The sequence below is a fragment of the Aeoliella mucimassa genome, assembly GCF_007748035.1.
GTDB classification, from domain to species: Bacteria; Planctomycetota; Planctomycetia; order Pirellulales; family Lacipirellulaceae; genus Aeoliella; species Aeoliella mucimassa.
Genome location: NZ_CP036278.1, coordinates 2,258,959 through 2,283,835, shown reverse-complemented (window position 1 = coordinate 2,283,835; position 24,877 = coordinate 2,258,959). Strand labels below are relative to the sequence as shown.

The 24,877-nt window shown below is 56.8% G+C and carries 22 protein-coding genes and 1 tRNA gene; 10 read left to right on the top strand and 13 right to left on the bottom strand.

Going from position 1 to position 24,877, the window contains the following annotated elements:
- Positions 1-57: 57 nt before the first annotated feature.
- The 5 genes from Pan181_RS09165 to Pan181_RS09145 form a co-directional block, all read right to left on the bottom strand.
- A complete protein-coding gene (locus tag Pan181_RS09165; RefSeq protein ID WP_145246533.1) occupies positions 58-2,529 on the bottom strand; it encodes a pentapeptide repeat-containing protein in 2,472 nt (823 codons plus the stop codon).
- A 199-nt stretch (positions 2,530-2,728) separates the two neighbouring features.
- A complete protein-coding gene (locus Pan181_RS09160) occupies positions 2,729-5,041 on the bottom strand; it encodes an efflux RND transporter permease subunit (protein WP_145246532.1) in 2,313 nt (770 codons plus the stop codon).
- 15 nt (positions 5,042-5,056) lie between these two features.
- Positions 5,057-5,842: a methyltransferase family protein gene (locus tag Pan181_RS09155; protein ID WP_145246531.1), complete on the bottom strand. Its 786-nt coding sequence runs from the start codon at positions 5,840-5,842 to the stop codon at positions 5,057-5,059.
- Between the two features lie 36 nt (positions 5,843-5,878).
- Complete coding sequence (locus Pan181_RS09150) at positions 5,879-6,715, bottom strand: class I SAM-dependent methyltransferase (protein ID WP_145246530.1); 837 nt, start codon at positions 6,713-6,715, stop codon at positions 5,879-5,881.
- 27 nt (positions 6,716-6,742) lie between these two features.
- A complete protein-coding gene (locus tag Pan181_RS09145) occupies positions 6,743-7,474 on the bottom strand; it encodes a YceI family protein (RefSeq protein WP_145246529.1) in 732 nt (243 codons plus the stop codon).
- A gap of 219 nt (positions 7,475-7,693) precedes the next feature.
- Here Pan181_RS09145 and Pan181_RS09140 point away from each other — a divergent pair, with 219 nt between their 5' ends.
- The 4 genes from Pan181_RS09140 to Pan181_RS09125 all read left to right on the top strand — a co-directional run bounded on the left by Pan181_RS09140 (position 7,694) and on the right by Pan181_RS09125 (position 11,837).
- Positions 7,694-8,404, top strand: coding sequence for a methyltransferase domain-containing protein (locus Pan181_RS09140; protein ID WP_145246528.1), 711 nt, complete (start codon positions 7,694-7,696; stop codon positions 8,402-8,404).
- Positions 8,401-9,588 carry an NAD(P)/FAD-dependent oxidoreductase gene (locus Pan181_RS09135; RefSeq protein WP_145246527.1) on the top strand — a complete coding sequence of 396 codons (1,188 nt, stop codon included), beginning with the start codon at positions 8,401-8,403 and terminating at the stop codon, positions 9,586-9,588. Before Pan181_RS09140 ends, Pan181_RS09135 begins: the two co-directional genes overlap by 4 nt.
- On the top strand, positions 9,588-10,679 hold the full coding sequence (locus Pan181_RS09130; RefSeq protein ID WP_145246526.1) for a type III polyketide synthase: 1,092 nt from the start codon (positions 9,588-9,590) through the stop codon (positions 10,677-10,679). The genes Pan181_RS09135 and Pan181_RS09130 overlap by 1 nt, the downstream gene beginning before the upstream one ends.
- Positions 10,680-10,904: 225 nt before the next feature.
- The gene (locus Pan181_RS09125; protein WP_145246525.1) at positions 10,905-11,837 is read left to right on the top strand and encodes a DUF4405 domain-containing protein; all 933 of its coding nucleotides are present in this window, start codon (positions 10,905-10,907) and stop codon (positions 11,835-11,837) included.
- Positions 11,838-12,022: 185 nt separating this feature from the next.
- Here the strand turns inward: Pan181_RS09125 and Pan181_RS09120 are convergent, their stop codons facing one another.
- Entirely contained in the window at positions 12,023-13,108 is a 1,086-nt protein-coding gene (locus Pan181_RS09120) for a ferritin-like domain-containing protein (RefSeq protein ID WP_197529078.1), read from the bottom strand.
- A 382-nt stretch (positions 13,109-13,490) separates the two neighbouring features.
- Here Pan181_RS09120 and Pan181_RS09115 point away from each other — a divergent pair, with 382 nt between their 5' ends.
- The 3 genes from Pan181_RS09115 (at position 13,491) to Pan181_RS25990 (ending at position 17,041) form a co-directional block, all read left to right on the top strand.
- Positions 13,491-14,816: a sensor histidine kinase gene (locus Pan181_RS09115; RefSeq protein ID WP_145246524.1), complete on the top strand. Its 1,326-nt coding sequence runs from the start codon at positions 13,491-13,493 to the stop codon at positions 14,814-14,816.
- On the top strand, positions 14,803-16,125 hold the full coding sequence (locus tag Pan181_RS09110; RefSeq protein WP_145246523.1) for a sigma-54-dependent transcriptional regulator: 1,323 nt from the start codon (positions 14,803-14,805) through the stop codon (positions 16,123-16,125). Before Pan181_RS09115 ends, Pan181_RS09110 begins: the two co-directional genes overlap by 14 nt.
- A 220-nt stretch (positions 16,126-16,345) precedes the next feature.
- Positions 16,346-17,041, top strand: coding sequence for a hypothetical protein (locus tag Pan181_RS25990; RefSeq protein WP_197529077.1), 696 nt, complete (start codon positions 16,346-16,348; stop codon positions 17,039-17,041).
- A 499-nt stretch (positions 17,042-17,540) separates the two neighbouring features.
- Here Pan181_RS25990 and Pan181_RS26985 read toward each other — a convergent pair whose 3' ends face one another.
- Positions 17,541-17,699, bottom strand: coding sequence for a DUF2513 domain-containing protein (locus tag Pan181_RS26985; RefSeq protein ID WP_197529076.1), 159 nt, complete (start codon positions 17,697-17,699; stop codon positions 17,541-17,543).
- Positions 17,700-17,717: 18 nt separating this feature from the next.
- On the opposite strand from Pan181_RS26985, the gene Pan181_RS26765 reads away from it, so the two are divergent.
- Entirely contained in the window at positions 17,718-17,852 is a 135-nt protein-coding gene (locus Pan181_RS26765) for a hypothetical protein (RefSeq protein ID WP_261342247.1), read from the top strand.
- A 285-nt stretch (positions 17,853-18,137) separates the two neighbouring features.
- Complete coding sequence (locus Pan181_RS26520) at positions 18,138-18,416, top strand: hypothetical protein (RefSeq protein ID WP_145246522.1); 279 nt, start codon at positions 18,138-18,140, stop codon at positions 18,414-18,416.
- 46 nt (positions 18,417-18,462) lie between these two features.
- Here Pan181_RS26520 and Pan181_RS09090 read toward each other — a convergent pair whose 3' ends face one another.
- The 6 genes from Pan181_RS09090 to Pan181_RS09065 all read right to left on the bottom strand — a co-directional run bounded on the left by Pan181_RS09090 (position 18,463) and on the right by Pan181_RS09065 (position 24,193).
- Entirely contained in the window at positions 18,463-19,161 is a 699-nt protein-coding gene (locus Pan181_RS09090) for a hypothetical protein (RefSeq protein ID WP_145246521.1), read from the bottom strand.
- A gap of 813 nt (positions 19,162-19,974) precedes the next feature.
- Complete coding sequence (locus tag Pan181_RS09085) at positions 19,975-20,298, bottom strand: helix-turn-helix domain-containing protein (RefSeq protein ID WP_197529074.1); 324 nt, start codon at positions 20,296-20,298, stop codon at positions 19,975-19,977.
- A 95-nt stretch (positions 20,299-20,393) separates the two neighbouring features.
- A complete protein-coding gene (locus tag Pan181_RS09080; RefSeq protein ID WP_145246519.1) occupies positions 20,394-21,398 on the bottom strand; it encodes a DnaB-like helicase C-terminal domain-containing protein in 1,005 nt (334 codons plus the stop codon).
- A gap of 315 nt (positions 21,399-21,713) precedes the next feature.
- Positions 21,714-21,953: a helix-turn-helix domain-containing protein gene (locus tag Pan181_RS26980; protein WP_391483993.1), complete on the bottom strand. Its 240-nt coding sequence runs from the start codon at positions 21,951-21,953 to the stop codon at positions 21,714-21,716.
- Between the two features lie 207 nt (positions 21,954-22,160).
- Entirely contained in the window at positions 22,161-22,925 is a 765-nt protein-coding gene (locus Pan181_RS09070; protein WP_145246517.1) for a hypothetical protein, read from the bottom strand.
- A 101-nt stretch (positions 22,926-23,026) separates the two neighbouring features.
- Positions 23,027-24,193: a tyrosine-type recombinase/integrase gene (locus tag Pan181_RS09065; RefSeq protein ID WP_231943851.1), complete on the bottom strand. Its 1,167-nt coding sequence runs from the start codon at positions 24,191-24,193 to the stop codon at positions 23,027-23,029.
- A gap of 166 nt (positions 24,194-24,359) precedes the next feature.
- Between Pan181_RS09065 and Pan181_RS09060 the strand changes: the two genes are divergently transcribed.
- Positions 24,360-24,432: transfer RNA gene (locus Pan181_RS09060), tRNA-Lys, on the top strand.
- Positions 24,433-24,877 lie beyond the last annotated feature (445 nt).

Sequence of the window (24,877 nt, the reverse complement as noted above, 5' to 3'; positions counted from 1 at the left end):
GTGCGAAAGTCGCGCCGCTACGAAACAAGTTACTGGAGCGTTGCTTTCGAATACGAGCTAAAACGCGTAGTAGTCTTCGGGCACGGTTTCGGTCGGCCGCCAATCGACTTCGCCCGCCTCGGCACCTTTGTAGCGAAGTAAGGTTTCGCTCATCGCATCTTTATCCAATTGAGGTTTCGTCACTAGGCGACTCGAATCGAGCCATTCGTCGGCAGTCGTTGGATCGATTTGCTCACTTTGGGCAAGTCCGACAATGAGTACCAGCAAGTGCTTGCATGGTTTGCCCCGCAGACCGCCGCACATGTTGAGGTTTTGCGTGCAGCAGGCGAAGTTGCCATCGGATCCCAAGCGGGCCGAATAAACCAGGCTGGGATCGCTTTGGCTCTTCACCACTCCCACCAGGTGGTCGTCCTGCACATCGGCGTACAGCTGAAACCGGTCGGCCTTGAGCATCTTGAGCGCCTTGTCGAGGCGGGCCGCATCGACGCGTTGCTTAATGCGTTCCATGAATAGTTCCATATCGATCGGACCTTTGGGTCGCGCGGCCTTGATGGCCTCGGCCAATCCAGGCGCGGAGCTTGGGCCTTTCCATTCCATCTTGTCGCGGTGCACGAACCCTTTGGGAAGTATTGTGTGTTCGTCGTAACGTACCTGGTCGAGAATGACCGTTTTGAGATCGACATCGGTCAGGTCGGCACCACACAAATCGGCCGACGTGAGGTTGCAGTTCTTCAGATTCGCCTTGGCCAGTACCGCTTTACGAAGGTTGGCCCACTCGAGCGACGCCCCCGCCAGCTTTGCGCTGGTGAAGTCGGACTCGGAGTATCGCGAGCCAACCATTTTGGCCCCTCGCAGGTCGGCTTGCTTAAAGTTGCATTTCGCAAAGGTGGTATGCAGTTCGGCCTTTTGGAGTTTGGCCTTTGAAAAGTCGCAGTCTTTGAACTCGGCTCCGGCTGCTTCCCAGCCTTCGAGCTTCGTCCCTGAGAAATCAGCCTTGCTGATGGTGCCGCCTGCCTTTCGCTGGCCTGTTGTGAGCTTGTTCCACTTTGCCACCCCAGCGGGACCTTCCTGCAGCATGGCGATCAACTCGGTCCGCTTTGCTTTCTGCCCCGCCTGACGCTTCTCGTTCGACTTGGCGAGTTGCTCGTCGGAAGGTTCGTCGACACCAAGGGCTTCGCACCAGGCGCTTAGCGCGAGAGCTTTGAGATCCTTGCCTTTGAGCGGACACTTGCTTCCTTTGGCAACCAGCGAGTCGAAAATCGGCTCACCTGGGTAGAGCGTGGTTAGCTCCAGCATGCCATCCGAGAACTTCTTGTGGGTGTTCCAATGGTGGGCATCCTCGACGTCCACTCGTACGCTGCAGTAGCCGCCGCCACCCTGTACATGCAGGGTGGCGTTGCCATGTTTGCGAACAACTTCAATCGACAGCGTGATAGAGTTCGACGCTTTCGCGGTTGTGTTGAGCTTTTTCAGGTGAGGGCCTTCGTGACCCACCGGCTGCGCTTGGTCGGCGTCGAAATTCTTGGCCTTCGAAACATCCACGTTCGAAAAAGCAGCGCCCGCTAGTGCGGCACCGCGGAAGTCGGCTCCGTCGAGCGTTGCGTCGGTAAAGTTGACCCCTGCCAGATCGGCATCATGGAACTTGACCCGCGTTAGATTGGCCTTGGTGAAATCGGATCCGCGTAGATTCGCACCGCTAAAGTCGGCCCCGGTGAAGTCGCTTTCGGCGAACTCCGACTTCGATAGTTGTTTACCAGCCAGGGAGACTCGCTTCAGATTGCAACGCTTTGCGTGCATGCCCTGATTGCCGTACTTGGAGGCGCGATCTTGCGTGAACGTTACCCCCTGAAAGTCACAGTCCGCGAATTCTGGCCCCGACCAACTTCCGTTGGTTAGGGTGGCTTTCTTAAAGCTGCAATCGTTAAATCTGGGTTCGGAGTACCGCACCGGGAAATCGATCGTGGCTTCGTCGAATCGGGCGTGCGATACCTCTTCGAATTCCACGCGTGACAAGGTGGCCTTGCGAAAATCGACGCCGTCGAGGTTGATTTCAGTCAAATCGATCTCGGTAAGCGTGGTACCGCGCAGGTCGATGCCGGAGAGGTCGAGTACTTGAGTTGTGCCGTGGTGGAAGAAACGGGAACGGCTCGATTCTCTGGATAGCCATTGGAACCGCTGGCAACCTTCCTCGCCGGCTTGCAGCAGCGCAGTAGCTTCGTGGATATCGGGCTGCAGCATGGCGCCGAGCTGGTCGACGTCGATCACCGTGATGGTGGCCCCTTTGTTTTGATTGAGCTGATCGGCTTTCTTTTCTGCCGCGCTCGGCCCGCTACCGGTGGTGCTGCCGACGATCAGGTAGTCGAGACCGACCGTGACGCCCTTCACGAACTCGCCCCCTTCGTGCTCGATGACGTTGAGCACGGTTTTGCGATCGGTCGGATAAGAGAAACGCCCTGCAGTGGCAACCTTTTGCCCCGCAAATCGCTGGTGAAGCCAGTCGGCCGACGCCTTTTGCTTTTTCTTTGCCATGGTGTTCCTTCCGTGCGCGGCCAGTAGCCACGGGACAAGTACCGCTGCCTGAGTTGGGCGACTAGTAGTTTTCTGCCATGGTGACCCGCTGGTCTTCGACTACACGAATCAATCGACAGAATAGCCGCCCACGATTGTATCGTGTTCGTAGCCAGCTGGGTATATTGCAGCCGCTGATTGGAAGGAAGGGGCGAAACCTTTAAGCTGCTGCCGAGGCGGGTGAGGCTTTAGCAGCCAGTTTTCCGGAGTCCTCTGCTTTTGAAGACGCAGAAGTGGGAGTTGCCGTGCAGAGTCGCCCGAGGGGACTTAGCAGCAGCGCTGGCAGTAGTACTAAGTCTCCTGCGAGTGCCAGGCCAAGTAGCATGGCCATGCTGGTTGCGAATCGGCTGGTCGGTAGGAAGTCGCTCAGCGCGAAGACCAAAAGCCCCAGACCGCAGCTTACCGAGGTTTGAATCATGGCTGGGCCGCAATGCTCGAGGGCGTGACGGACCGCGCGGTCGCGACTCGCATGCTTCGCGTAAGCCCGCTGGAAGAAGGTAAGGAAGTGGAACGTATCGTCGACCGCGATGCCGAGGGCAACGCTGGCGGTCATCACGACACCGATATCGATGGGATCGCCCCGCCAGCCGAGTACTCCGAAGTAGATGGCAATGGGGAACAGGTTGGGGAGCATCGCAATCAGCCCCGCCAGCACGCCCGACTGTACCAAAGTCATTACTACAGTAATCAGCAGCAAAGCTGCGGTGAAGCTGTGCAATAGATCGGCGAGCAATTGTCCTTGAATCGCATGTACCAGCGGCATGATGCCAGTGGTATTGGTCGACAATCCTTGTCGCAAATCCGGCGAGTAGTCGGCCAGTACCTCATCGACAATCGCATCAACGTGGGCCAGAGTCTCGCCATAGTCGGCAGACCCCAATGCAGTAGTGCGGGTGGTGAGTCGCCAGTGCTCGACGCTCTGGTCGCCACGTTTGACGAGCCCCATCGATTCGTAGTGCGGAAGCTCTTGGGCAATGATTTGGTCGATGATCTGGTTCTGAACCGGCAATGGTTGTGCGGAGAGGTCGACGATGGGCGGAAAACAATTCGCCGCCGAGAATGCCGGCGATAGTTCCTGGTCGGTTCCCAGTTGTTTGCCAAGGTTCCAGAGCAGTGCCAGTTTGTCGCGATAGGTCAGCGGAGAAGTTTCTTCGAAGGTGAGCGTCACTTCCAGCGGAACCAGCGGGCCGACGTGCGATTCGAGCCAGGCGTAATCTTCGATCACCCGATGCTGGCTGGCGAACATGGTTTCGATGCGGACCGACGTAGTGATTTGCGACGCGTACCAGGCGCCCACCAGAGTGAGCACCACCCCTGCTGCGGTGATTGCCAGATTGCCACGAGAGAGCACGCTCGCCCACACCTGCCAAGTCGAAGAGCGGGTGGGCGCTGCGGAACGCTTTCCGCCCGATTGCTGCCGCGCGCCGGGGGGCCAGAAGAAGTAACAAGCGGGCAGCAGGCCGAGCAGGATTCCGACGGTCAGCAGCACCCCAGCGGCCGAATACCCACCGAAGGCACGAATCGGCTGCAGTTGGCTCGACATCAGCGATGCCATGCCGATGGCGGTGGTGCCGGCCGAGAGTACGCATGGAAGCCACCCATGTTCGATGGCCGTAGCGATGCGTCGCTTGCTTGCGGTGGATTGGTCGAGGTCGAAGTAGTAGTTGGTTAAGTGCACCCCTCCGGCCACGGCCAGCACCTGAATGAGCGGAGGAAGCACGATCAACAGTGCGTTCATTGAATCGCCAGCGTAGTAAACCAATGCCAGCGTGGCCCCTTGGCTGAGCATGGCAAGTCCAAACACCACGAGCGCCGCGCGAATGGATCGTAGATTCAACCAGCACAACAGAAATATCACCACGGCCGACGGACCCGCGAATTTCGACAACGTTGCCTGACTGGAGTTATCGACCGACAGGCCATCGATCACCGGCCCCGACAGATGCATTTCGTCGTTGCGCACTCCGCAGAACTCTTCGGTCGCTTTGGTGATCAAATCGACCAGCCGCTTCCGCTGCGCAAGCCCCTGTGCGTTAAACGTCACAATCACCGCGGTCGTGGAACCATCGGGGCCCACGAGATAGCCAGACAGCCGCCGCTTGGCATCCTGGTAGGTGATCGTTGAGTCGCCGCCTGAGAGACTCAACGCCGCTTCACGCCCCGAGGTGACTTTGTGGAACAGCCATTGATCGTCTTGGTAAAACACCTTGGCGGTGCGGAGCACCTGTACCAGTCGATCGAGCGGGGCGTTCTCGACCGTGCAGCCTTGCCAGCTCAGCATCAGCGTGTCGCCTGGACCGAATAGCTCGCAGTGCTTGTCGTAGTCGCGGCGGGGAGCAAACTCGCTGGTGACCCAATCGATCGGCGAGTTGTTGTTCGAGTCGAGCGCGCGGGTTGCTCCCCATACGACTAGCGGCAAAGCCAGCAGCGTGTAGCCCAGGAGCAATCGAAGTCGCTGACGGTGAACATTCACTAAATGGCTCTCACGCTAGGCTGCCCGTCGAGGCGTTTGCTGGTCGGTCGTGGGTGCCTTTACCGGGATGCGGGCCAGCGGTCCAAATGGCATCAACGGGAACCCCGGCACCCGCGACTGGTACTCGAGATAGCTATCTCCTAGAAAGTAAGCGAGTCGACGATCTTTCAAATAGCTGCCGACAAATAAATACATAGTCCAGATTCCGGTGAGGATCACGTGGTCGAGCGACATGTGCGGCGTGAACCAGACCAGACCCATGAAGCTCAGGTAAACCGGATGGCGAATAAAGCGATAAGCGCCGCAGGCATCGAAGCCGCGACGAGGTGGTTTCTCCCCCCGCACCCAATAGAGCCAAGGGGTCAAACCGGTTTGGTAGCCAAGGCCCGTGAGGTACAGGCTGTAGAACAACGCTATCCACGAGGCGTAGAAGCCGGCGGTCATCACGCCCCACCCTGCCCCGTCGAGGTCCCAGAACACCACGTCGCTTCCTTGCCAGTAGTGAAACAGCAGTAGCAGCGAAACACACGTAGCCACCGTATAGAACAGCCCGTAGAAAGCAGCGGGGATGACTTTCACCAGTTTGCTGCGGACTGCCGGATAGAGCAGCAAGCTGTGTGGCACCGCGAACATCAGCGCCAGGGCAGCATCGAGACCAAGGTTGCCTCCGGTGCTGGCGGCACGGCCATCTTTCAGGAACCAAAAGAGATGCCAAACCGTGTAAGCAAACAGTACATGGGTACCAATGCCGGCCGCGTAGCCGGCGAAGCGAGCCATCCTGGCCCGAATGTCGCGTCTCATGACGAATCCCTGATCAATCGTTAGTCGACTCGGAAGCTAGTCGACCGCCTTCTTGGCAACGAAACAACCGTACTGCATCGCTCCACTTCGATACGCATCGAGAATGGTCTGGAACCGATCAAGGAAGATGATTTGTCCCCGGTCGATCCACTTCGCAGCTCGGTGAATGGCAAAACGCTTTACGCGATCGCGGCATATTTCCCAGGTGCGATCAACCTGTTGAGTCCAGTCGTCGGCGCGTTCGACAGTCAGCCCAGCTTCTCGCATCCATTGTTGGTATTCGTCCAGCGTGGCCAGCGATGGGCAGAAGAACCCTTCGCACACGTCGAACACTTGCTGGCGTTGCGACTCGTTGAGTTCGGGCCCTGCAAGCCAGGCGCAAATGGCCATGGTGCCACCTGGTTTCAGCCACTCGGCTGCGCGTTGGATGAAAGCGGGTTTGTCGAACAGATGCTCGGTGCATTCGACACTCCACACCACGTCGAACTGTTCGGGATCGAACTGCACCTGCTCGGCGTCGGCTCGCAAGAAGCGGGTTTGCCGACGCAGACCGTAACGTGCCGATGCCAGCGTGGCCCAGCGCCGTTGGAATGGACTAAGGGTGACCCCGGTGACCTCGCAGCCATACTTTTTAGCCAGCCGGCGCGATGAGCCACCCATGCCGCAACCGATGTCCACGACCTTCTGCCCAGCGGAAATGTTGGCCGCGGCCACCAAGCGATCGGTAAGTTGATCTTGGGCAATCGCTGGCGACTCATCCTGTTCCCAGTAGCCATGGTGGATATGACGTCCCCATAGCAGACGATAGAACAGGGTCGACACATCGTAGTGACGACGAATCACATCTTTTTCAATCGTTGGGCAGCTGATCATTGGAAGTTTCGGGAAGGAAGGATCGACCTAGTTGCTCGATCCCGAGGTGGGAGCCACCCAGGCATCGCCCCAGATGGTAAGTTCGTCGGCCACGCCGATCGCGCCGAACGCTTTGGTAAACGGTTTCATGCCGTAGTCTGTTTGCTTGATGCGAAATCCACCTCGCACGTGTTGCCAGCCCTTTGCCATTTCGACTTCCACTAGGAACTCGAGCGGGCGGGTGGTTTCTTGCAGGGTAAACTCACCCTTCAGCAAGTACTGCGGCAGTTTCCGCTTGCTTAGTTTCTCGTAAGGTTCGGCCGAGATCACCCGGAACGTGGCCGTGGGGTACTTCTTTACGTTGAGCACCTGATCGCCGAGCATGTTGTCGGTAACTTGCTGCTGGGTAGAAGCCGAGCTGGTTCCTTCGAGTCCCACGTACTTGCGTGCTGCATCGGTATCGGCCACGAAGCTCGTCATGTCGAACACGATCTCGCCGGCATCCTTGGCCGATCCGAGGTGCAACTCGCCACTCTTGATCTCGCCGACGACGCCATGCTCGTGACCCAAGCCGGTTTTGCCGACTAGCGTATAAACATGGCTCGACTCGAGATAGAAATCGCCAGGGTGGTATTCTTTCTGAGCTGGCTTGTTTTGTGCCGCCTGAGCCGACGAGGCGGTAGCTACTTTCGCGGCCTCTTGGGCAATGAGCGTGCTGCAAAAAATTGCAGTAGCTGCCAGGCATCCAGCCAGGGCAATGTTAGGTGAAATCCGTTTCATTGGGTGGCTGCCTTACTGATGGGGATGAAGGGCTTGAAGGTGGGATCGTGTTTATACACCCATCGCCTATGGTTCGCCCAGAGCAATAAACCGCATGTTTCGTTTTGCGACGTGTTCTCATTAACCTGCTTGCGGTCGCTGTTGCCTTGACAATTCTCGGCAAAAGTCAAAGACTGCAGCATGCAATACAGCCACTCGCAGGATTTCTGATCGGCAGCCATGGAAGTAAGTAAGCGAAAACTGCAGCCCGAGTGGATGGACGATCCCAAGCTAGATCGGACGTTGCATGTGAACGCCTTGAAAGGCCTGCAGCGAATCAACGCCTGGAGTCGAACCTCGTCGGTACTCTGGCGGGCGATTAACACTCTTGCGAAGGCCCGCCCAGAAGGCAAGCTGCGGATCTTGGACCTCGCTTGCGGCGGTGGCGACACTGTGATTCGGCTGGCGCGTCTGGCCGAGCATTCAAACTGGCATATCGAAATCGATGGCTGCGATGTGAGTAGCACGGCGATCGATCACGCAACCGAATCGGCCTCGCAGGCGGGTGTTAAGGGATGTCGGTTCTACGCCCACGATGTGCTTGAGGGCCCGTTGCCCACTGGGTACGACATCGTGACCAGCACACTATTTCTACACCACTTGGAACAATCACAAGCGGTCGACCTATTGCGGCGCATGGCCGTTGCAACCAACCATGCGGTGTTTGTGGACGATCTACTACGCACACGTACAGGCTACGTACTGGCCCAGGTTGGCTGTCGCCTTCTCTCTCGCTCTCCGGTCGTGCACTTCGATGGACCGGTATCCGTGCTGGGAGCCTACACGTTGGCCGAAGCCCAGGCGATTGCCAACGAAGCAGGACTGCACGGCGCACGTTTTCAGAAGCACTGGCCCGAACGTTACCTCTTAAGCTGGACGAAAGAGAAATGACCGTTCTCGACGCATCAAACCAGCAAACGAGTCGCGAGTTATGGGATGCGGTGGTGATTGGAGCCGGTCCGGCGGGTGCGATCAGTAGCTATCTGCTTGCCAAGAGTGGTGTCCGCACGCTGTTGGTAGAAGCCAAGGCCTTTCCCCGTGGCAAAGTTTGCGGCGGGTGTTTGAACGCACGCGGCATCGCCGCCCTGGAGTCAATCTCCCTGGGGGAAACCCTCAAAGAGTGCCAACCAACGGTCGTCGACTGTTTGAAGATCGTTCACCGCAATCGTTCGGCCGAACTATCGTTACCAGCGGGCTTGAGTGTATCGAGGGAGACGTTGGATGCCGCGCTCGTCGAGGCATCCATCGCAGCGGGCGTAACGTTCATGCCCGAGACCTCTTGTCGTGTACTCTCCGATTTGGACAACGACCTCCGTGTATTGCGACTAAGCTCTCATACTGGCGAGACGACTCAAGTGAGCGCGCGGGTAGTCCTAGCCTGCGACGGACTAGGCCATCCCTCGCTGGTGAACCTGCCGGAAGTTGCATCGACGGTGGCCGCTGGTTCGAGAATCGGTTTAGGAGCAATTGTCGAAGACAGCGAGGCAAGTCAAGCATTTGCCACCAATACCATCTACATGGCCGTTGCCGAGCAAGGCTACGTGGGATTGGCTCACGCCGAACGTGGTCGAGTGAGCATCGCCTCGGCGGTGGATCCCAAAGCCTTGGCTGCCGCCGACTCGCCCGCCAGTTTACTGAGACAGATGTTGCGTTCGGCTGGACTCGACTATCCAACGATCGATGACTCGCTTCCGCTGCGAGGCACTCCTCCCATCACCCAACAAGCTGGGCAGGTGGCCAGCCATCGGTTGTTTTTGTTAGGGGATGCGGCTGGTTACGTCGAACCGTTTACCGGCGAAGGCATGGCGGCAGCCATCGAAGGTGCCATGTCTGTAGCTCCGCTGGCCAACCAGGCAGTAGCCAACTGGAATGAGCATCTGGCCGCTGCCTGGCAAGAAACTTACCATCGTACTATCCGTTCGCGCCAGCAAGCGTGTAAGGCCATCGCCTGGCTGGTGCGGCATCCGCGATTGCTACAGTGGAGTATTGGGTGCCTGTCGTACCAACCATTCGTCGGCAACAAAGTTGCGAGATGGGTTGGTTCGATGCGGACGCCACAAGGAAAAAGCTGCTGATGAGTACATGTATCCAAGGCTTGGGCCTGGCGGTTCCCAAGCACTTTATCAATCAAGCCGAAGCAGCCCACTACGCTCTCGCCAGTTGCGTAGCGAGCGACAAACAGCGGCAGTTGGCCACGCGACTCTACTTGCGGTCAGGCGTGGAGTCGCGCCATAGCGTCTTGCTCAACTCCTCCACCAACGGCGAAACCGCCGCGCAATCGTACTACGAACCATCGACCGAAACGCAGCCTTTCGGACCGACTACCGCCGAGCGAATGCAGACGTACCGCTCCGAAGCCGAGAAGCTCGCCATCGAGGCGGCCGGAAAAGCACTGCTCGCTAGTGGAGTGGAACCTGCTGCGATCACGCATGTGGTCACCGTGTCGTGCAGCGGATTCGACGCCCCTGGAGTCGATGTGTCGCTGATCACAGAATTGGGGCTTAAGCAGCAAGTCGCCCGTACGCACGTGGGATTCATGGGATGCCATGGAGCGATGAACGGTTTGCGGGTGGCCAAGGCTTACGCGAATGCCGATCCGAACGTGCAAGTGTTGCTAGTAGCAGTTGAGTTGTGCAGTCTGCACTATCAATACGAGTGGACGAACGAGCGGATGGTATCCAATTCGCTCTTCGCCGATGGAGCAGCCGCAGTGGTGGTGAGTAACGCCGAGCAATCTAAGTCGCTGTGGAGCATCGGTGAGAGCCTGGCCGAGATCGTTCCCGAGAGTCGCGACGCGATGACTTGGCGAATCGGCGACCACGGATTCGAGATGACCCTGTCGCCAGCGGTGCCGCAACTCATCAAGCAGGAACTCCGCCCTAGGCTCGAAGCGTGGTTATCGCAAGGCGATTTGAGCCTCGATCAGATCGCCGGCTGGGCGGTACACCCAGGTGGCCCGAGAATTTTGCAGGCGTGCAGCGAGGCCTTGTCGCTGCCCGACTCGGCGCTGGCTGCTTCGTTTGATGTGCTTCGGCGATTTGGCAATATGTCGTCGCCAACGGTATTGTTTGTGCTGCATGAACTCGAGCAGCAGATCACCGGTCCGACGGTCGCGCTGGGATTCGGGCCAGGTTTGGCGATCGAAGGATGTTTACTTTACCGATAATCCGCGAATCAGTCCCAGCTCTCGCGACTACTGGCGGCAAGCTGTGCAACTATTGCACACTCGAGCAGGTACCCCTACGCAATCTCAGGGGATCAACTCTTCAGGGAACGCTGGAAAAACGTTAACGGGAGCTTTTATCTCGCTCTGGCGCGCCTTTTGCCTTGTGGACTTCCATGTGTCGCGTTCGACACGCGTGAAAGTTCGTTTACTCAAAAGGCTCCTCTCATGTCGCAGAATACATCGACTCTAAGTCCCATCGAACAGCTTCGGGCCGCCGCTGGAAGCGGAAAACCAGTTACTACCACCAGCAAAGTCTTCGGGTTGCGGGCGTTCACATCGATGCTGCTCTCGGTGTCGTTTCTAGTGCTTTGCGTATCGGGAATCGTTCTGTTTCTAACCCCCCGTGGGCGGGTCGCAAACTGGACCGGGTGGACACTATTGGGGCTCGACAAGCACGAGTGGTCTTCGTTGCACGTGAACAACAGCATTCTGTTCATCATCATGGCAGCGACGCACTTGGTACTGAATTGGTCGGTGCTGATGCGTTACCTGAAGAACAAAAAGGTTCCAGGGATACATAAATGGAAAGAATTGACCGTGGCGCTTGGCGTTGCCGGCTTGTGTGTGGCTGGTCCCATCTTTAGTGTTCCGCCATTTAGTTCTTTGATGGCGTTTAACGACGAAGTCAAAGACTATTGGGAACAGGACAACACAAGCGGCAGCGCCAACCCGCCGGTCGCCCACGCCGAAGAGCTAACGCTGGCCGAACTAGCGGATCATATCTTCCTAACTTCCGATCAGGTCTCGACGGCCCTGGCCTCGAACGGCTACGACGTGACCAACACCAGCTTGACGGTTGCCGAAATTGCCGAGCAAAAGCAGCAGACACCCAGCGAGTTGTTCGACGTGATTCGAGAGGAGTATCCCGAATCGCGCGGCTGGGGACGCATTGGAGCCAAGTCCGAAGACCATGACACCGCGTCTTTCGGTGAGGAAGCGGAACACGCTGGTGGTTTCGGCGGTGGAGGAGGTTTCGGGCGCGGTCAGGGACAAGGAGGAGGTAGAGGTCCAGGACGTGGGATGGGCGGCGGCCAAGGCGGCATGGGACGTGGTGGCGGCGGGGGCGGCCGAGGAGCCGGCTTGGGGGGAGAGCTGTAGGAGATTCGCTACCGTACAAGTCTAACTGCTTCCACAATCAAGAACCAACAGGCCTTCGATCGACGAGATCAAAGGCCTGTTCTATTGAGATGCTGAATAAAGTGTGACCCAAAGAACAACGCCTGGCACACGTTGCGTGTACCAGGCGTTGCTTGTTGCTAAGGTAATCGACAGGTCCTGAGTGGTTACAGGGCCTTTGCCAGGCGATCGAGTTTACGCAGGCGAAGTTGGTCGCCCACTTCGGTTCCCAGCTTTGCAAAGGCTTGATCTCGCAGTTGTTGCGATTGTTGTGTCTGCGTTTGTTGCGAGCTCTGGTTGGTCGCCTGTTGAGCTGCCTGGCGAGTCTGCGATTGCTGGCCATTCGAACCATTCTGGCCGGCCGCATTCTGGCTGTTGGCACCTCCCTGCCCTGCTGCTTCCGCCTGACCACCTTGTCCGGCTTGCGTGTTGGCACTGCCGTCTCCGGTGCAAGTGCCAGTTCCGCTACCGGTACCATTGCCAGTTCCCGCTGTGCCTGCGAGAGCCGCGGTAAAGGCTTCCAGATGGTTCTGCGAACCGTTGAGCAGATGGGTATAGACCTGCTCGATGTCGGCATGAGTCGTTTCTTCAATCGCGAACTGAAGATCTTCGATATCGAGCTCCTCGATGGTGATACCCACCTGATAGGCATCACTTAGCGAGTTCGATCCTTGCTTAATCAAAGCATCGTACATGCCTTGCAGAGTGGTGCTTTCGAACACACCTACCCCATTGTCGCCCACGGGATCCTCGAGGCCGTATTTCTCGAGCAATTGTCCCACGGAGTCCATGTGTTGCTGTTCGGATGCGGCAATGTTCTCAAAGAGATCCACCCCGTACATATCACCCAGCGTTTGGTACACATCGCGGGCCAGCTTTTCCTCTTCCCGCATGTGCAGCAGATCGGTGACTTCGATGTCTGCTAGCTCGGTGGCGACCGGGCAGTCGGCATTGCTCGTGCAGTCTTTTTCTTGTTGCTTCTGCTGCATCTTGTCGTGATGCTCTTGAGACTTGCCGGTCTGGCGAACTTGCGCGGCCTGCCCATCTTGCGATTGGGTACAATCTTGCGAGCCCACCTGTGCCGCCTGGCCTTCGCCAGCATTGGCCTGTGGCCCGTTGCCGAGCGCGTCGCCAACGCCATCGCACAGCCCGGCCGCCGATAGCACCTCGCGTCTTTCCAGCGATTCGCTCCGAAGCTGTCGGCTAGTGCGGTACTGTCCGTGGCGTTTGTGGAATCTGGTCCTTGAACTCATCTCCGTCGCTCCTTTCTTGCGAATCGCCTAGCCAGCAAAAAATGCCAACCATCGGTTCGCAACATTTTGTGATAAGTCGGCATCCAAGAGAAGAAACGGCATGCCGGTTGCCGCAGTTTGGGGAGTACTAATTGCAACTGCTGGGCCAACTATTCATGATTCGCGACGTTCGGCCCTGTAACACAAGAACATTCGGTTTGCCACCAACCAAGAGTCAAGTTTTGCGAGGCGATGTGGACGCGAGCGAGCAATGAATGCGAGATCCAAGTCACCAAGGTGTGCAAAAGTTGCAGCGCTGTAGACGCTACGAGTCACGCGTTCGCTCAAGTAGAATAGAGATAGATAATGAATCACTCTTCTTGCCAGGCCATCGGAAAGTGCCATGCTTAAAACAACCAGAAAGGCTGCTGTGCTGCTGGTGCTCGCCGTCGTCTGGGGAGGCATCGCGGCCTGGCAACATCATGAATTTGGGCATGAACGCGAACGCATTCAGGGCGATTTGATCCGACAGTCGGAAATGCTTCGCCAAGCACTGCTAGGCGGGGCCCGCGCTCATCGACGTCTCGGCCGCGTGATTGAAGAGCAGATCCAGGCAATCATGGACGAAATCACGGGCAAGTCGGGAATTCTCGCTGTTCGCATTCGCGACGACGATGGCTGGTTCTCGATTGATTCGGGCCATACCGAATGGCTTGCCTCGACCGATAAGTCACCTACTTGGTTGACTCAGGGATTACAAACCAGCGAGCGGGTGACGATCCAAGTGTTACCCCGGGGACAAGGCCAAGGGGGGGGCGGCGGAGGGGGCCCCGGGTGGGGACACAATCTCGGTGAAGAGAGCCATCCTCTGGAGTTGCAACTCACTTTGCTGGTAGATCGCACCGCGGCCGACGCGGCGATTCAGTCGGCCGCACACCTGCGTGTGATTGTTGTTGTTGCGAGCGGGGTGGTGCTTGCTGCCCTTGGCTTGGCCTGGCGGGCATTGGTGAAGTCGATGGAGTCGCAATCGCAAACCGTGCTACTCAAGGCCGAGAAGAAACGGCTCGAAGACCTGAGCCAGGCTGCATCGGGGTTGGCTCACGAAACGCGCAACCCTCTCGGTGTGATTCGAGCTGGCCTACAGACCATCATCGGCAACGGCTCCGATGGTTCGATGCGAGACTATCGACCGCGGTTGCGGCTCATGATGGAAGAGTGCGACCGCGTAACGTCGCGCATCAACCAGTTTCTCGCTTACGCCAGACCTCAGGCGGCCGAATTAAAGCCAGTTGCGCTGGTGCCGCTGATCGAAGAGTTGCAGATGCTGTTGCAGCCTGATTTGGAAGGGGCCGACTTAGAACTGCGGCTTAAGGTCGACAGTGGATGCGAAGTCGTCCAAGCGGATGGTAATTTGCTGCGGCAGATTCTGTTTAATCTCTTGCAGAATGCCATCGCTTTTTCTCCCGCAGGCGAAACCGTGGAAGTGCAGGTGGCAAGGTCCTCGGGTAACGCGATTCGTATTTCCGTTGCTGATGTAGGTCCTGGCGTCGACGATAAGCTGGTGGAAAGTCTGTTTTCCCCTTACTCGACGACACGCCAAGGAGGAGCAGGGTTAGGGCTGGCGATTGTCTCGCGTCTTTCGCAAGAACAGGGCTGGACCGTACAATATCAGCAGCGCCCCGAAGGGGGTGCGCTATTTACCATCGAGGGTGTTCGTGGAGCAAGCTAGTCAAACCATCTTGATTGTCGACGACGAAGCCCCGCAGCGCGAGCTACTAGCCAGCGCCCTGCAATCGTGGGGGCTCGCGATCGTGGAAGCTGCCTCGGGCGAGGCGGCGCTCGAGAGGATAAGTGAAAGTGCTCCCGATATGGTGCTGCTTGATGTTCGCCTGGGAGGGATCGATGGTTTAGAAACGCTCCGTCGCATTCGACTGAATCATACTGAACTTCCTGTGCTGCTGATTACCGGATTTGCCGATATCCGACAAGCCGTGGAAGCAGTGAAGAGCGGAGCCGATGACTATCTGAGCAAACCGATCGATCTCGATGAACTACAGATCGCGGTGACCGATGCTCTGGGGCGGCTTGAAGAGGAGAAGGTCGATGGTGAGCTTCCGAATCTACCAGAGAACGTAGTCGCCGAGAGTGCGGCCATGCAAGCAGTACTGCGAACGGCCGCGCTGGTCGCAGCTTCCGATGCTCCTGTGCTCGTAATGGGCGAAAGCGGAGTCGGCAAAGAAGTGATTGCCGATCTGATTCATCGATGGAGCCATCGCGCAGCGAAGCCTTTGATTGCTGCAAATTGTGCAGGCTTGCCGGAAACGTTGATTGAAAGCGAGTTGTTTGGTCACGTGAAAGGTGCCTTTACCGGGGCTTCGACAACTCGCGAAGGCTATTTTCGTGCTGCTGAGGGAAGCACTTTGTTTCTCGACGAAATTGGGGAGCTTCCAATGCACTTGCAGCCAAAGTTACTGCGGGCGTTGGAAGCCAAAGAGGTGACGCCTGTCGGGGCCGATCGACCCGTGCCGGTCGATGTGCGGCTTGTCGCTGCGACAAACAAAAACTTGGAGCAGGCGGTCAAAGATAACACGTTTCGCGAAGATCTGTACTATCGATTGAATGTGGTGGAGCTGAATGTTCCGCCGCTCCGCGATCGTCGTGAGGACATCCCAGCTTTAGTCCGTAAATGGGGAAGCGAGTTTGTCGGGGCGGCGATCCGGCTGTCGCCCCAAGCGTTGAACTGCCTATTGGCCTACGAGTGGCCAGGCAACGTGCGTGAACTACGAAATGCCATTCAGCGGGCCTGTTTGTTGTGTCGCGGCGATGTCGTGATGCCGGAGCATCTTCCTGCCAAGGTGCAAGCATTGGTTGTCGACGATTCCGGCGACGAACTGGGGCGTTTGTCGCAAGTCGAGCGAGCGACCATATTGGCCACCCTCGAAGAATGCGAGGGGAATCGTACCATCGCAGCCCGCAAACTGGGAATCAGTCGCCGAGGACTCATCTACAAACTGCGCGCGATGAATTTCGAAGGGTAAATTAGCATTTGGCACGCAACGTGCGTTATATCTTCTTTCGGTTGGTCGCGTGACCAGCCCAGCAACCAGTCATTGCTTCCTGTGTTTCAAGTAAGCAATTTGAATCGCAATTGGTTGCTGTTGGCCAAAGCACTGGCTGGCTGCTGTGCAATCCTTGCAGGTTGCAAAATATAGCGATCTGCAAAAAGTGCTCTTGATTCATCGAAAGGAGAAGTGAGCCGTGAGATTTCATTCCATGATCGTTTCGGTCACCTTAATGTCGACCGCCCTGTTTACCTCGAACGCATTAGCCCAACGAGGTATCGGAAGAATGCAAGGCGTCGCCCGGCAAGCGACCCCTACTGTGACTGAAACCATTGTCGGTACGGTTTCGGAAATAAAAATTGGTCCCTGCGAAGACACTACGGGGCGAGCAGCCATTGGCGTGCACCTGCTCGTGGCTACCGACGACGAAACGACAGTGAATGTTCACCTCGGACCACAAGCGGTGGTCGATGAACTGGTCGGCGACATCGTGGTTGGTCAAGAAGTCACGATCGTCGGGTTCCGAACCGCTGACTTGCCGGAAGACTCACTGGTTGCCAAGAGTATTGATATCGATGGCCAAATTGTCGAGTTCCGCCAAGACTCCTTGCGTCCGATCTGGGCTGCCGGCGCTGGTCGAGGACAGGGCTTCGGCCAAGGTCGCGGTCAAGTATTTGGACCGGCGTACGGTCAAGGACGTGGCCAAGGCTTTGGTCAGGGATATGGCCAAGGGCGAGGCAACGGACAACCTTGCTGGCGTTATCAGAGCCAGGATTGGAAACCGGCCATGAATCAAGCAGGTGGTCGGGGAATGGGCCAGGGCCGCGGCCGTGGCATGCAAGGCAATGGCTACCGCGGTGCTCGCGGAAATGGCCAACGCTGGGCCCAATAGACTCCTGCGAAGTTTGGCCCCCCAAGGTCAGGAGCCAGCGACTGAGCTCCGTCGCTGTCGGGGGGCCAATTTCTTTTGCCCTATCGGCGAACCTTCCCAGCCCGCAAATGCTCTAAAAATACTGTGTAGGCGTGGGCTAGACGGGGTTTGTCGTACTCCAAAAGCTTGCTAGAATGCTTCACGCAGCAATTGCTAACCAAACGCCCTGCGGTCTTGGCCGACAGGGCGTCGTTTTTCGCCGAACTGGAGGACGAGTTTTTGTCCCCCAAGGCAGCGGAAAGCAACAAATCCCGTGAAAAACGGGGTTTGACCCTGTAGCTCAGTTGGTAGAGCAACGGACTTTTAATCGACTCTAGCGATTCTCTTTTGTCCGTTTCCCCCTGGTTTTATAGGCTTCTCGCGTTTTTGGCTCAGGTGTACAAGTACCCAAAAATAGCCAAAAATAGCCCCCGACGGGTGTACGTACACCCGCGCAATCCTCGGAAAACGGTTGGGGCGGTTATTCGAGACCAAGCTTCTGCTTTATGCATGTCTTGGCTAGCTCAGTAATGATCGCCAGAGTTACCCCCACGCCGGCATTAGCGATGCTCTTCTTTGTGTCGTTCCAGACCTCATTGCTTCGGATCGAATCTAGGAAGTCGTGACCTGCCCATGTCAATCTTGGAGTTGGCTTGTAATGGGCATTAAGCTCGCCATTAATTTCGTATTCGACCTCAACGCCCGCTATCAGGTAGGGCTTCCCTTCGGCACTCGCTTTCTCGATCCGCTTCGCCCATGCGTTGGCGTTCAGCTCGCAATGCTCGTGCGCTAGCCATGCTGGTTCGTCTTTCTTCTAGAAGCGATAGAGGTCATGAGGAACAAAATGCCCCTCCCCGGTGCTTGGAGGTTAATTCGGTTCCGGGGAGGGGTGGTAGTGGCCGAGACTGTTACTCTCGGTGCTTCGCGGACGGTCGAGCCGTTCGGCGATTGCTGGGGGGTGAAGTTGCCCCCCCCAGCTTGCCGCCGCTAGGCGCTACCGGGCCTAGATCGTTGGGTATCGAATCCCGCGAGACACGCTAAGGCGAATCAATTGGCCAGTCGGACGCGAGGACATGCCGTGCGTTCGCGGTTGCCGCTGCTGCTTTTGCTCCTGCGCCGTGAGCTTTTGTTTGCGAAGGGCTTCTCGCCGCTTGCGGGTGAGTTCCGCGAATTCGGCGTCGGTGGGCTCTCCCAACAGGCGATGCTCGCGGTCGGCGAATACGCGGCCGAGGTATGCCTCGAACCCCAGACCGGCCCGCTTGGGCTTTTCCTGGGCCTCCTCGGCTGGTTTGGCGGGTACAGAACCGCCGCTGAATATCAGTTTGTCGGCAAGTGGCATGGGGAGTTCCTCGTTTAGGGGGGATTTGAATCTCGCGACTGCGCGCAGCGCGCAGTCAACTCGCTTACAGGTCTACCGATACGCCCACCAGTAGCCTGCCGCAGAATTGGTGAAGGGCTTCAACGGCAATGTCGATCGACTCGTCTGCGCATCGAGTGAACCGCTGCAATTGCTGCAACTCGGTGCTCGCATGCTTAGCAAGCTGATCCGCGGCGATGTAGTCTTGATGCTGCCGACACTGATAAGCGAATTGACGCTCTGCGGCTTCTTGGTAGTTCCCCATTCGGCCAGCCTGGGTTTGGTCGAGTCCCGCGCCTGCCTTCTCAAGCTTTACGCCAACTGCCTTTAGCACCTTTGGCAACGCCTCTGTTCGCTTCTTTGCGACAGAATCTAGTATCGGAAGCAACTCGCGAGCCAGTTCTGCGCGTGCTCGCATGATCGCAACTCGCCGTTGGTAGAGTTCGAGCGCCTGCTGGCCAGCAATGTCTCTCGCGGCCCACACGTCTGCGAAGCCCATTGTTTCAGGATCGCCGGCGATTTCGGTTAGCGTGGTCTTGAGTGATTCAACGTCCTTGTGCCATGCATCGTGGTTCTGCTCGTTGAAGGCGTCGACCCGCTCTTTGCTGTCGTCGGGCAGGCTGTCGATTTCTGGCAATCGCAAGTTGCGGAGGGCCGCTTGCTGGTCACCTCTGGCAATGACCGAGGGGTGGCCTGTTCGGATGTGGCCAGCGGTTGGATTGGATGGGGTGAGAACTGCAGTCATTGCTTGGCCTTTGGGGGTTTGGGATTCATGTGGTACGGAAGTTGTTAAAAAGGTGCTCTTCCGTTTGCAGTAGAGCTAATATTTGTCAAAAAGGACCCGCGGGGGGCTATTTGAATCGCAGGTGGCAAGCGAATCCCTTGCCTTGCGATTGATACTTGCGAACCTTCTCAAGGTCGTCGGGCGTGTAGTACTCCACACTGTCGAGGGACATAGCAGGAGCCACCTTTGCACCTTGTGCGAGGCGTCGGAAGTCAGCAGCGTTGCAGCTCAATAGCTGGCAGCAACGGCCGAGGCTCAAGTACTGTTTGTTTGTGCTGTTGGTGTCCATGCAATCACTCTACCCGATCAGCTTCTGAAATAGTTGATGCTCTTGTCCGCCGGCGGGTTCTTTTTTCCGTTCGGACGATTTGCTCCGGTTCGTACCACGCTCGGTCGGCGTACTCACATTGGGTGCAGTCTCGGTTCCTGGTAATGAACGCTCCGACAAGTCGCTTGCCGTGAAGCCTCATTTGCGAACCGCATTGTGGGCAGTGCTCTCTCAAAACGGGTTCACCTCCTCAAGGTTCAATAGCCTCGCATCACGTGAAAGGCTTACCCCGATCTCCTCCTGGAGGAAACGGCGTTGGTTGGAGTCGTTCAACTGGGGGGCACGGTACTGGCCTCCCCGGCTTCTGAGACGCGCCAGCAGTCGGGCCCGGGGTGGGTTTTCGTCGGTCACTCGTTTGGCGGTTTCGGTGTTCAACTTTTCTTCCTTGGGGTGGACCGCGTTAGCGCGTCCCCCTTCTGATCTTTTATGAGGGGTTGCCACTGGTGTCAGAGGTTTATGCCACCAGTGTCAGAGGTTCCTCTGTCACCAGTGTCAGAGGTTGAACGGTTCAATTTGGCTACCCTTGGGATGGTCATCTGGTACACATTTGATCGCTTACTGCTATTGCCGCGCGAAACCAATGTTGCGTAGCCTGAGTCGATCAGCTTCTTCACATGACGAATAACACTTCGCTCGGATTGGCCTGTCAGCTCCGATAGCTTGCTATAGCTGATCCGCACTAACCCATCCTTGTGGTCGACGAAACGGTCCATCGCCAACCAAACGTAGGCGGCTGGAATGCCGAGTTTCATACCGTGTTCGTCGATCATCGCGTTTCGATTTGCAAACCGATTACCTCTGCCTCTCGACTTCGACTTCTCTTTCCGCGGTGGTGCTGCTCGGCTAAGTGCTTCTTTGTGGTAGCTCAAAACTCCGACCCCCCATCCCATGCAGCAAACTCGGTGTGCGGTTCGGGTTCGTCGAATTGGTCCTCTGCTGGTGCCAAGAACTCTTGCATGGAGTGGTTGCAAGTCAGGTCGATATTTTCCTTTGCGGCGTTGCGCGCCTTGTGACACTCGCACTTGATCTCTGTGCCATCTTCATTTTGAGGTACAAGCTTGTATGCGTAATCGCACGCAAACTCTACTTCGCTCGACTCGCGAAACTCGCCTTGCCGTGAAAGTGCAGACAATAAGACAACTGCAGGGCCGCGCATCGCCAATTCCCTCGCTTCACTCATTACATCGCTCACTTGCATGCGGAAGTCGGTAACTCCAGAAACCCGGAATCTTTGCAAGTAATCGATGCAAACAATGTCAGCCTCGATTCTCTCAGCCAGTGCTTTCAATCTCTCCATGCTGAAAGGCGGTTGCATGAACGAAACACGTTCTTTTAGAGGCATGATTTCACCAGCAGCATCAAGCACCCGCTGACGTTGGCCACCACGATAGCGACGATCGCGAACAACGGCATATGGCACCTCGGCAAGTCGCGCTACGTTGCGGTCTAGCAATTCGCCCGGATCCATTTCGCAGTTAGCGACAAGAACGCTAATTTCTGGATACTCCATCACGATATTGAAAAGCAGTTGCATCGTGAGCAATGTTTTTCCGGTGCCTTGCTGCCCACCCAGCACGGTCATCCTCCCCTTTGCAATTCGGAATCTGTTTAGCTGATTGCCCGAAGCAGCAACGCGGAAGAACGATTGCCTATCCTGCTCTTGTAGACTGCGCTGCCAGTCCGCCCACCCGTCCCAAGGCTTCACCGCATGCCCTGGACGTTTATCGCTTGTGTCGCGCAGCTCGTCAGGTCGCCAATCTTGCATGCCCTTGGCTGCAATCTCGGGTGGTGATGCCTCGGGTGGTGGTGCGAAACTACTAGTGTCTGAAGTCACTCGCCACGGGTCGGCGCTGTCGTTTGCGTAATTCACGATCGAACCCTCCCACCTCTGCGCGAAGAGTAAACAATTCCCCGCGCAAGCTGCCGGGCGAATGTTTTTTCATCGGGCGTAAGCTCGAAGATACCCGCCTGTAAGACAAGGTTTTCGGCTGCCAGCTCTCTCGCTGTCGTTCCGAATCTTGGAGGCGGTGCGAAAGCGTCGCCATCGAAGCCAGCACGGCGGGCATGACTGCGAATGGTTGCTAAGATTCTCGCGCGAGTGGTATAATCCATTTCGTCAATCCAATCTGCCCCGTTGCGCCTGCCAGCGTGCGGGGCTTTTTTGTGCGCAGGGGGTGGTGTGTGCTTACTTATAGAACTCAATTACGCCGGCGGGTTGTCGGTACCGCTTTGCTGGCTTGGGAGTTGACGTTGAAGATCGCGACCTCTTGAATCTTTCAAACTCGTCGGGCTCTATAGCCCAGCGTGGGCGGCCACCCGATGTCGTCGCAACGTTAATGGCAGTTAGTTCACCGGATTCAATCCAGCCATGTACCTTTGCGACTCCAACGCCAAGCATTTCGGCGATCTGGGGCGGATTGAGCATCTTGGTACTGGTGTTCATTTCTGTGGCTCCTGGGTAACTCTCAAAGGCACATGCTGCCTCCTACCCATTCCTGCGCTCGATCGGATTGAAAACTCGAGCGCACAGTGCCTAAATAAAAAAAGCCCTGCTTTTGCAGGGCTATGAAAAATCAAGAAAGTTTCTAGCGCTCGGTTGTAGCACCCGAGCGCTCGGTTTTGCGAGAGTGGACTAGTTGTGCTTAGGCCGACGGTTTCTTTGCATTGCTTTTTCCGCTTTGCTTCGTTCACGCTGCGGTGCTAGGTGGGCTTTCCAGGTTGGAGTACCCTGGATCGTAGACTCGCTATAGCCTATTTCACTTGCCCACCTGCGCAAACTCCAACCGCAGGATTCGGGGTTTGATTGAATCGTTTCGATGATTACGGTATTGCACTTTGGCCGTTTCTTGCCCGGCGGTTGGTTGGTTTGCTTCGTTTGCTCTTCCGGTGATGTGAACTGTGTTCTAATAACAGGTTCCGCGACTACCCCAACCGGATTGGACGCAAACCCTCGAACACAACACAGGACATGTTCCGCCAGAGTTTTGTCATTACCATTCAGGTCGGATTTCGCTGCAATGCCAGCGGCGGAAAGCCTGATCTTGAATACGCTACTGCGGTGATACTCCTGCCATTCTGAATCATCTTGCTCCAATCGATCCAACAGCAGCTTTTTGGATACATTTCCAGAGAGAGTGATGCGCACCGAAGCAGGAGAACGATTGCCATAAAGTAGCTGATAATGCCACTCTTCTTCCGTTAAACCAGAGCGACGAAGGCTTGCCAGTGTCGTCTTCTCCGTCTCCGACAAATTCCGCAATTCAAGTTCATTCCAGTCGCCACTTAGTTGGGCGATCATGTTGGCAATTGCGGCATCAGCCTCTGCCAGCTTTGACGCGTCGGTGTACTTCGGCACCCATGATGGTGGGGAATCAAAGTTCCAGAATGATTCAGGCATTTCACAATCCTCTCAGCCAGGTCGACCAGCCACGCCGCGGCGGATTGTGAAACCGCGAACGTGGCCAGTCTATGCGGGGATCAGCCGCAACCCGGAAATGGCTATTTTGCTCGTTTCTTCGGATTTGGGAACAACCACGCCCGCACCACGTTCACGCACCCGCGGAGTCGGTCGTCAGGGATTCGCTCGCGGTATTCTCCCGACATGGTGTTGTCGATGTGCCCCATGATAGCCCGGACGGCATCGGGGTCGCGCGAGTCGCCTGCAATGGTTTGGAATACATGCCGCAGGACGTAGAAGCTAATGCCGTGACGGTAGCTGTTCGCATCTTCGAGCAGCTTTCGAAATCGTTGTGATAACGGCGAGTCCGCTTTGTCTGAATAGCCCCATGGGTTCCCGTAGCGAGTCAGAAAGCATAAGCCATCATGGTCTTTGTGGTTGGCTTCTGGCCGCTTTGCGATCGCCTCTTTGAGGCTCGTGACTGTTTCCGGCCACAATGGGCATCTGCGGGGGATGGCGGTCTTGCTGCGTGGGAAATCGATCCATCCGCCTTGCAGGTCAACCGCTGACTGGGATAGGGACGCCACGTCGAAGTTGCCAAACCCGCAGTTGACGCCCAGCAAGATCATGGCGTGCAACGGCTGCTTGGCTTTCTTCAAGATAGCCTGCAATTGCTCAGCTTCGAGCATCCGCTCGCCTGTTGTCTGCTTGGCAACCCTCTTGGCTTTCTTGCTCGGCTGCTTGAACTCAGAGCCAAACCGTACCGGCCGATCAATCAGGCTGTTGTCGTAGCCAAACTTGAACACTGTACGGGCCTGCTGAACCTCCCCTGCAAGTGCGTATGCTCCAAGCGTTCGGGACCATTTGGCCCGAAGTATGCCGAACTCCTCGGGCTGCAGGTCGTCCACAAGTCGTTTCTTGCCAAAGTGCGCGAGTAGCTTATCGCAGGTCTTGTGGTAGTCCTTAAAGGTGCGGGGGCTAAGCTCCCCCGCCTCACGCTGGCGGGTTTTAGCAGTCAGAAACGCGTTGCAGAGTGCCATCACAGTACACCCGTCATCAGGTGTACGCGGCTTTCGGCCAGCCAGCAGGTAATCTTTTTGGTCCAACCACTGCTCTAAGGCTGCTTCGCCTTTAGGATCGGCTTCGATTTTGCCGAAGTAATGTAACTTCCCGCGAACCTTCTTGGCCCAATAGCCTCGTTGATGTGGGAAAAGCGGGAAATCGGCCCGGGGTTTCTCGGGCTTAAATGCATTGCTAGAATGTGCCATCGGCAGCAACTCCTACCAGAGTAACTTGTTGCCAAGACGCCCTGTGGTGCCAGCCGCATGGGCGTCGTTTTCGCTGGTTTCGGATTGTAGCGGGTGTACTACCGGGTGTACAGTCGCCACATTCAAAGCTTCGAAAACGCATCAAACCCTTTGTTTTAAGGGGTTTGACCCTGTAGCTCAGTTGGTAGAGCAACGGACTTTTAATCCGTGGGTCGTGGGTTCGAGTCCCGCCGGGGTCACTAGTTGGTGAGGATAGGTGACACATAACCTCACCAAAACGCCGTTCTACGTCACCTAGTGTCACCATTGGTTACGCCAGGTGAGTTTCGGGTTGCGCTTCGCTTTTGGGCCTTCTCATCAACCCGGAGCGATATCCAAAGCTCGTGGATCACGATCTTTGGAAACTCGGATGGGGAGATCTCGTGCCCTGCTCCGATCCAATCGTTATCCGCACTCGTGTGGAGGTTGTTCCACGGTTCTGCTCGGGACTGGACCCCCGCACGGATTGTCCGATGCTCCAAACGATCGGACAAAGCGGCGTGCGATAGTTCTCACCAGCGAGAGAACAAGTAAAGCGACTCCTTCCCCCTGCTCTACCTCGGTCCTTTGCGTTCCACAAACGTAGCAAGGTGCTGACGCATGGAGGTTCGAGAAGAACATCGCGGATGCTGCCATGCCGGCTCC

Excerpts from the sequence above, each read along its gene's own strand:
- Pan181_RS09070 (WP_145246517.1), bottom strand. The coding sequence starts at position 22,925 with ATGCCTGAATCATTCTGGAACTTTGATTCCCCACCATCATGGGTGCCG.
- Pan181_RS26980 (WP_391483993.1), bottom strand. The coding sequence starts at position 21,953 with ATGCTCAATCCGCCCCAGATCGCCGAAATGCTTGGCGTTGGAGTCGCA.
- Pan181_RS09090 (WP_145246521.1), bottom strand. The coding sequence starts at position 19,161 with ATGACTGCAGTTCTCACCCCATCCAATCCAACCGCTGGCCACATCCGA.
- Pan181_RS09155 (WP_145246531.1), bottom strand. The coding sequence starts at position 5,842 with ATGAGACGCGACATTCGGGCCAGGATGGCTCGCTTCGCCGGCTACGCG.
- Pan181_RS09085 (WP_197529074.1), bottom strand. The coding sequence starts at position 20,298 with ATGATCGACGAACACGGTATGAAACTCGGCATTCCAGCCGCCTACGTT.
- Pan181_RS26765 (WP_261342247.1), top strand. The coding sequence starts at position 17,718 with ATGGGCATTAAGCTCGCCATTAATTTCGTATTCGACCTCAACGCCCGC.
- Pan181_RS09120 (WP_197529078.1), bottom strand. The coding sequence starts at position 13,108 with ATGAGTTCAAGGACCAGATTCCACAAACGCCACGGACAGTACCGCACT.
- Pan181_RS09165 (WP_145246533.1), bottom strand. The coding sequence starts at position 2,529 with ATGGCAAAGAAAAAGCAAAAGGCGTCGGCCGACTGGCTTCACCAGCGA.
- Pan181_RS09135 (WP_145246527.1), top strand. The coding sequence starts at position 8,401 with ATGACCGTTCTCGACGCATCAAACCAGCAAACGAGTCGCGAGTTATGG.
- Pan181_RS09150 (WP_145246530.1), bottom strand. The coding sequence starts at position 6,715 with ATGATCAGCTGCCCAACGATTGAAAAAGATGTGATTCGTCGTCACTAC.
- Pan181_RS09140 (WP_145246528.1), top strand. The coding sequence starts at position 7,694 with ATGGAAGTAAGTAAGCGAAAACTGCAGCCCGAGTGGATGGACGATCCC.
- Pan181_RS09125 (WP_145246525.1), top strand. The coding sequence starts at position 10,905 with ATGTCGCAGAATACATCGACTCTAAGTCCCATCGAACAGCTTCGGGCC.
- Pan181_RS09130 (WP_145246526.1), top strand. The coding sequence starts at position 9,588 with ATGAGTACATGTATCCAAGGCTTGGGCCTGGCGGTTCCCAAGCACTTT.
- Pan181_RS09065 (WP_231943851.1), bottom strand. The coding sequence starts at position 24,193 with ATGGCACATTCTAGCAATGCATTTAAGCCCGAGAAACCCCGGGCCGAT.
- Pan181_RS09145 (WP_145246529.1), bottom strand. The coding sequence starts at position 7,474 with ATGAAACGGATTTCACCTAACATTGCCCTGGCTGGATGCCTGGCAGCT.
- Pan181_RS09115 (WP_145246524.1), top strand. The coding sequence starts at position 13,491 with ATGCTTAAAACAACCAGAAAGGCTGCTGTGCTGCTGGTGCTCGCCGTC.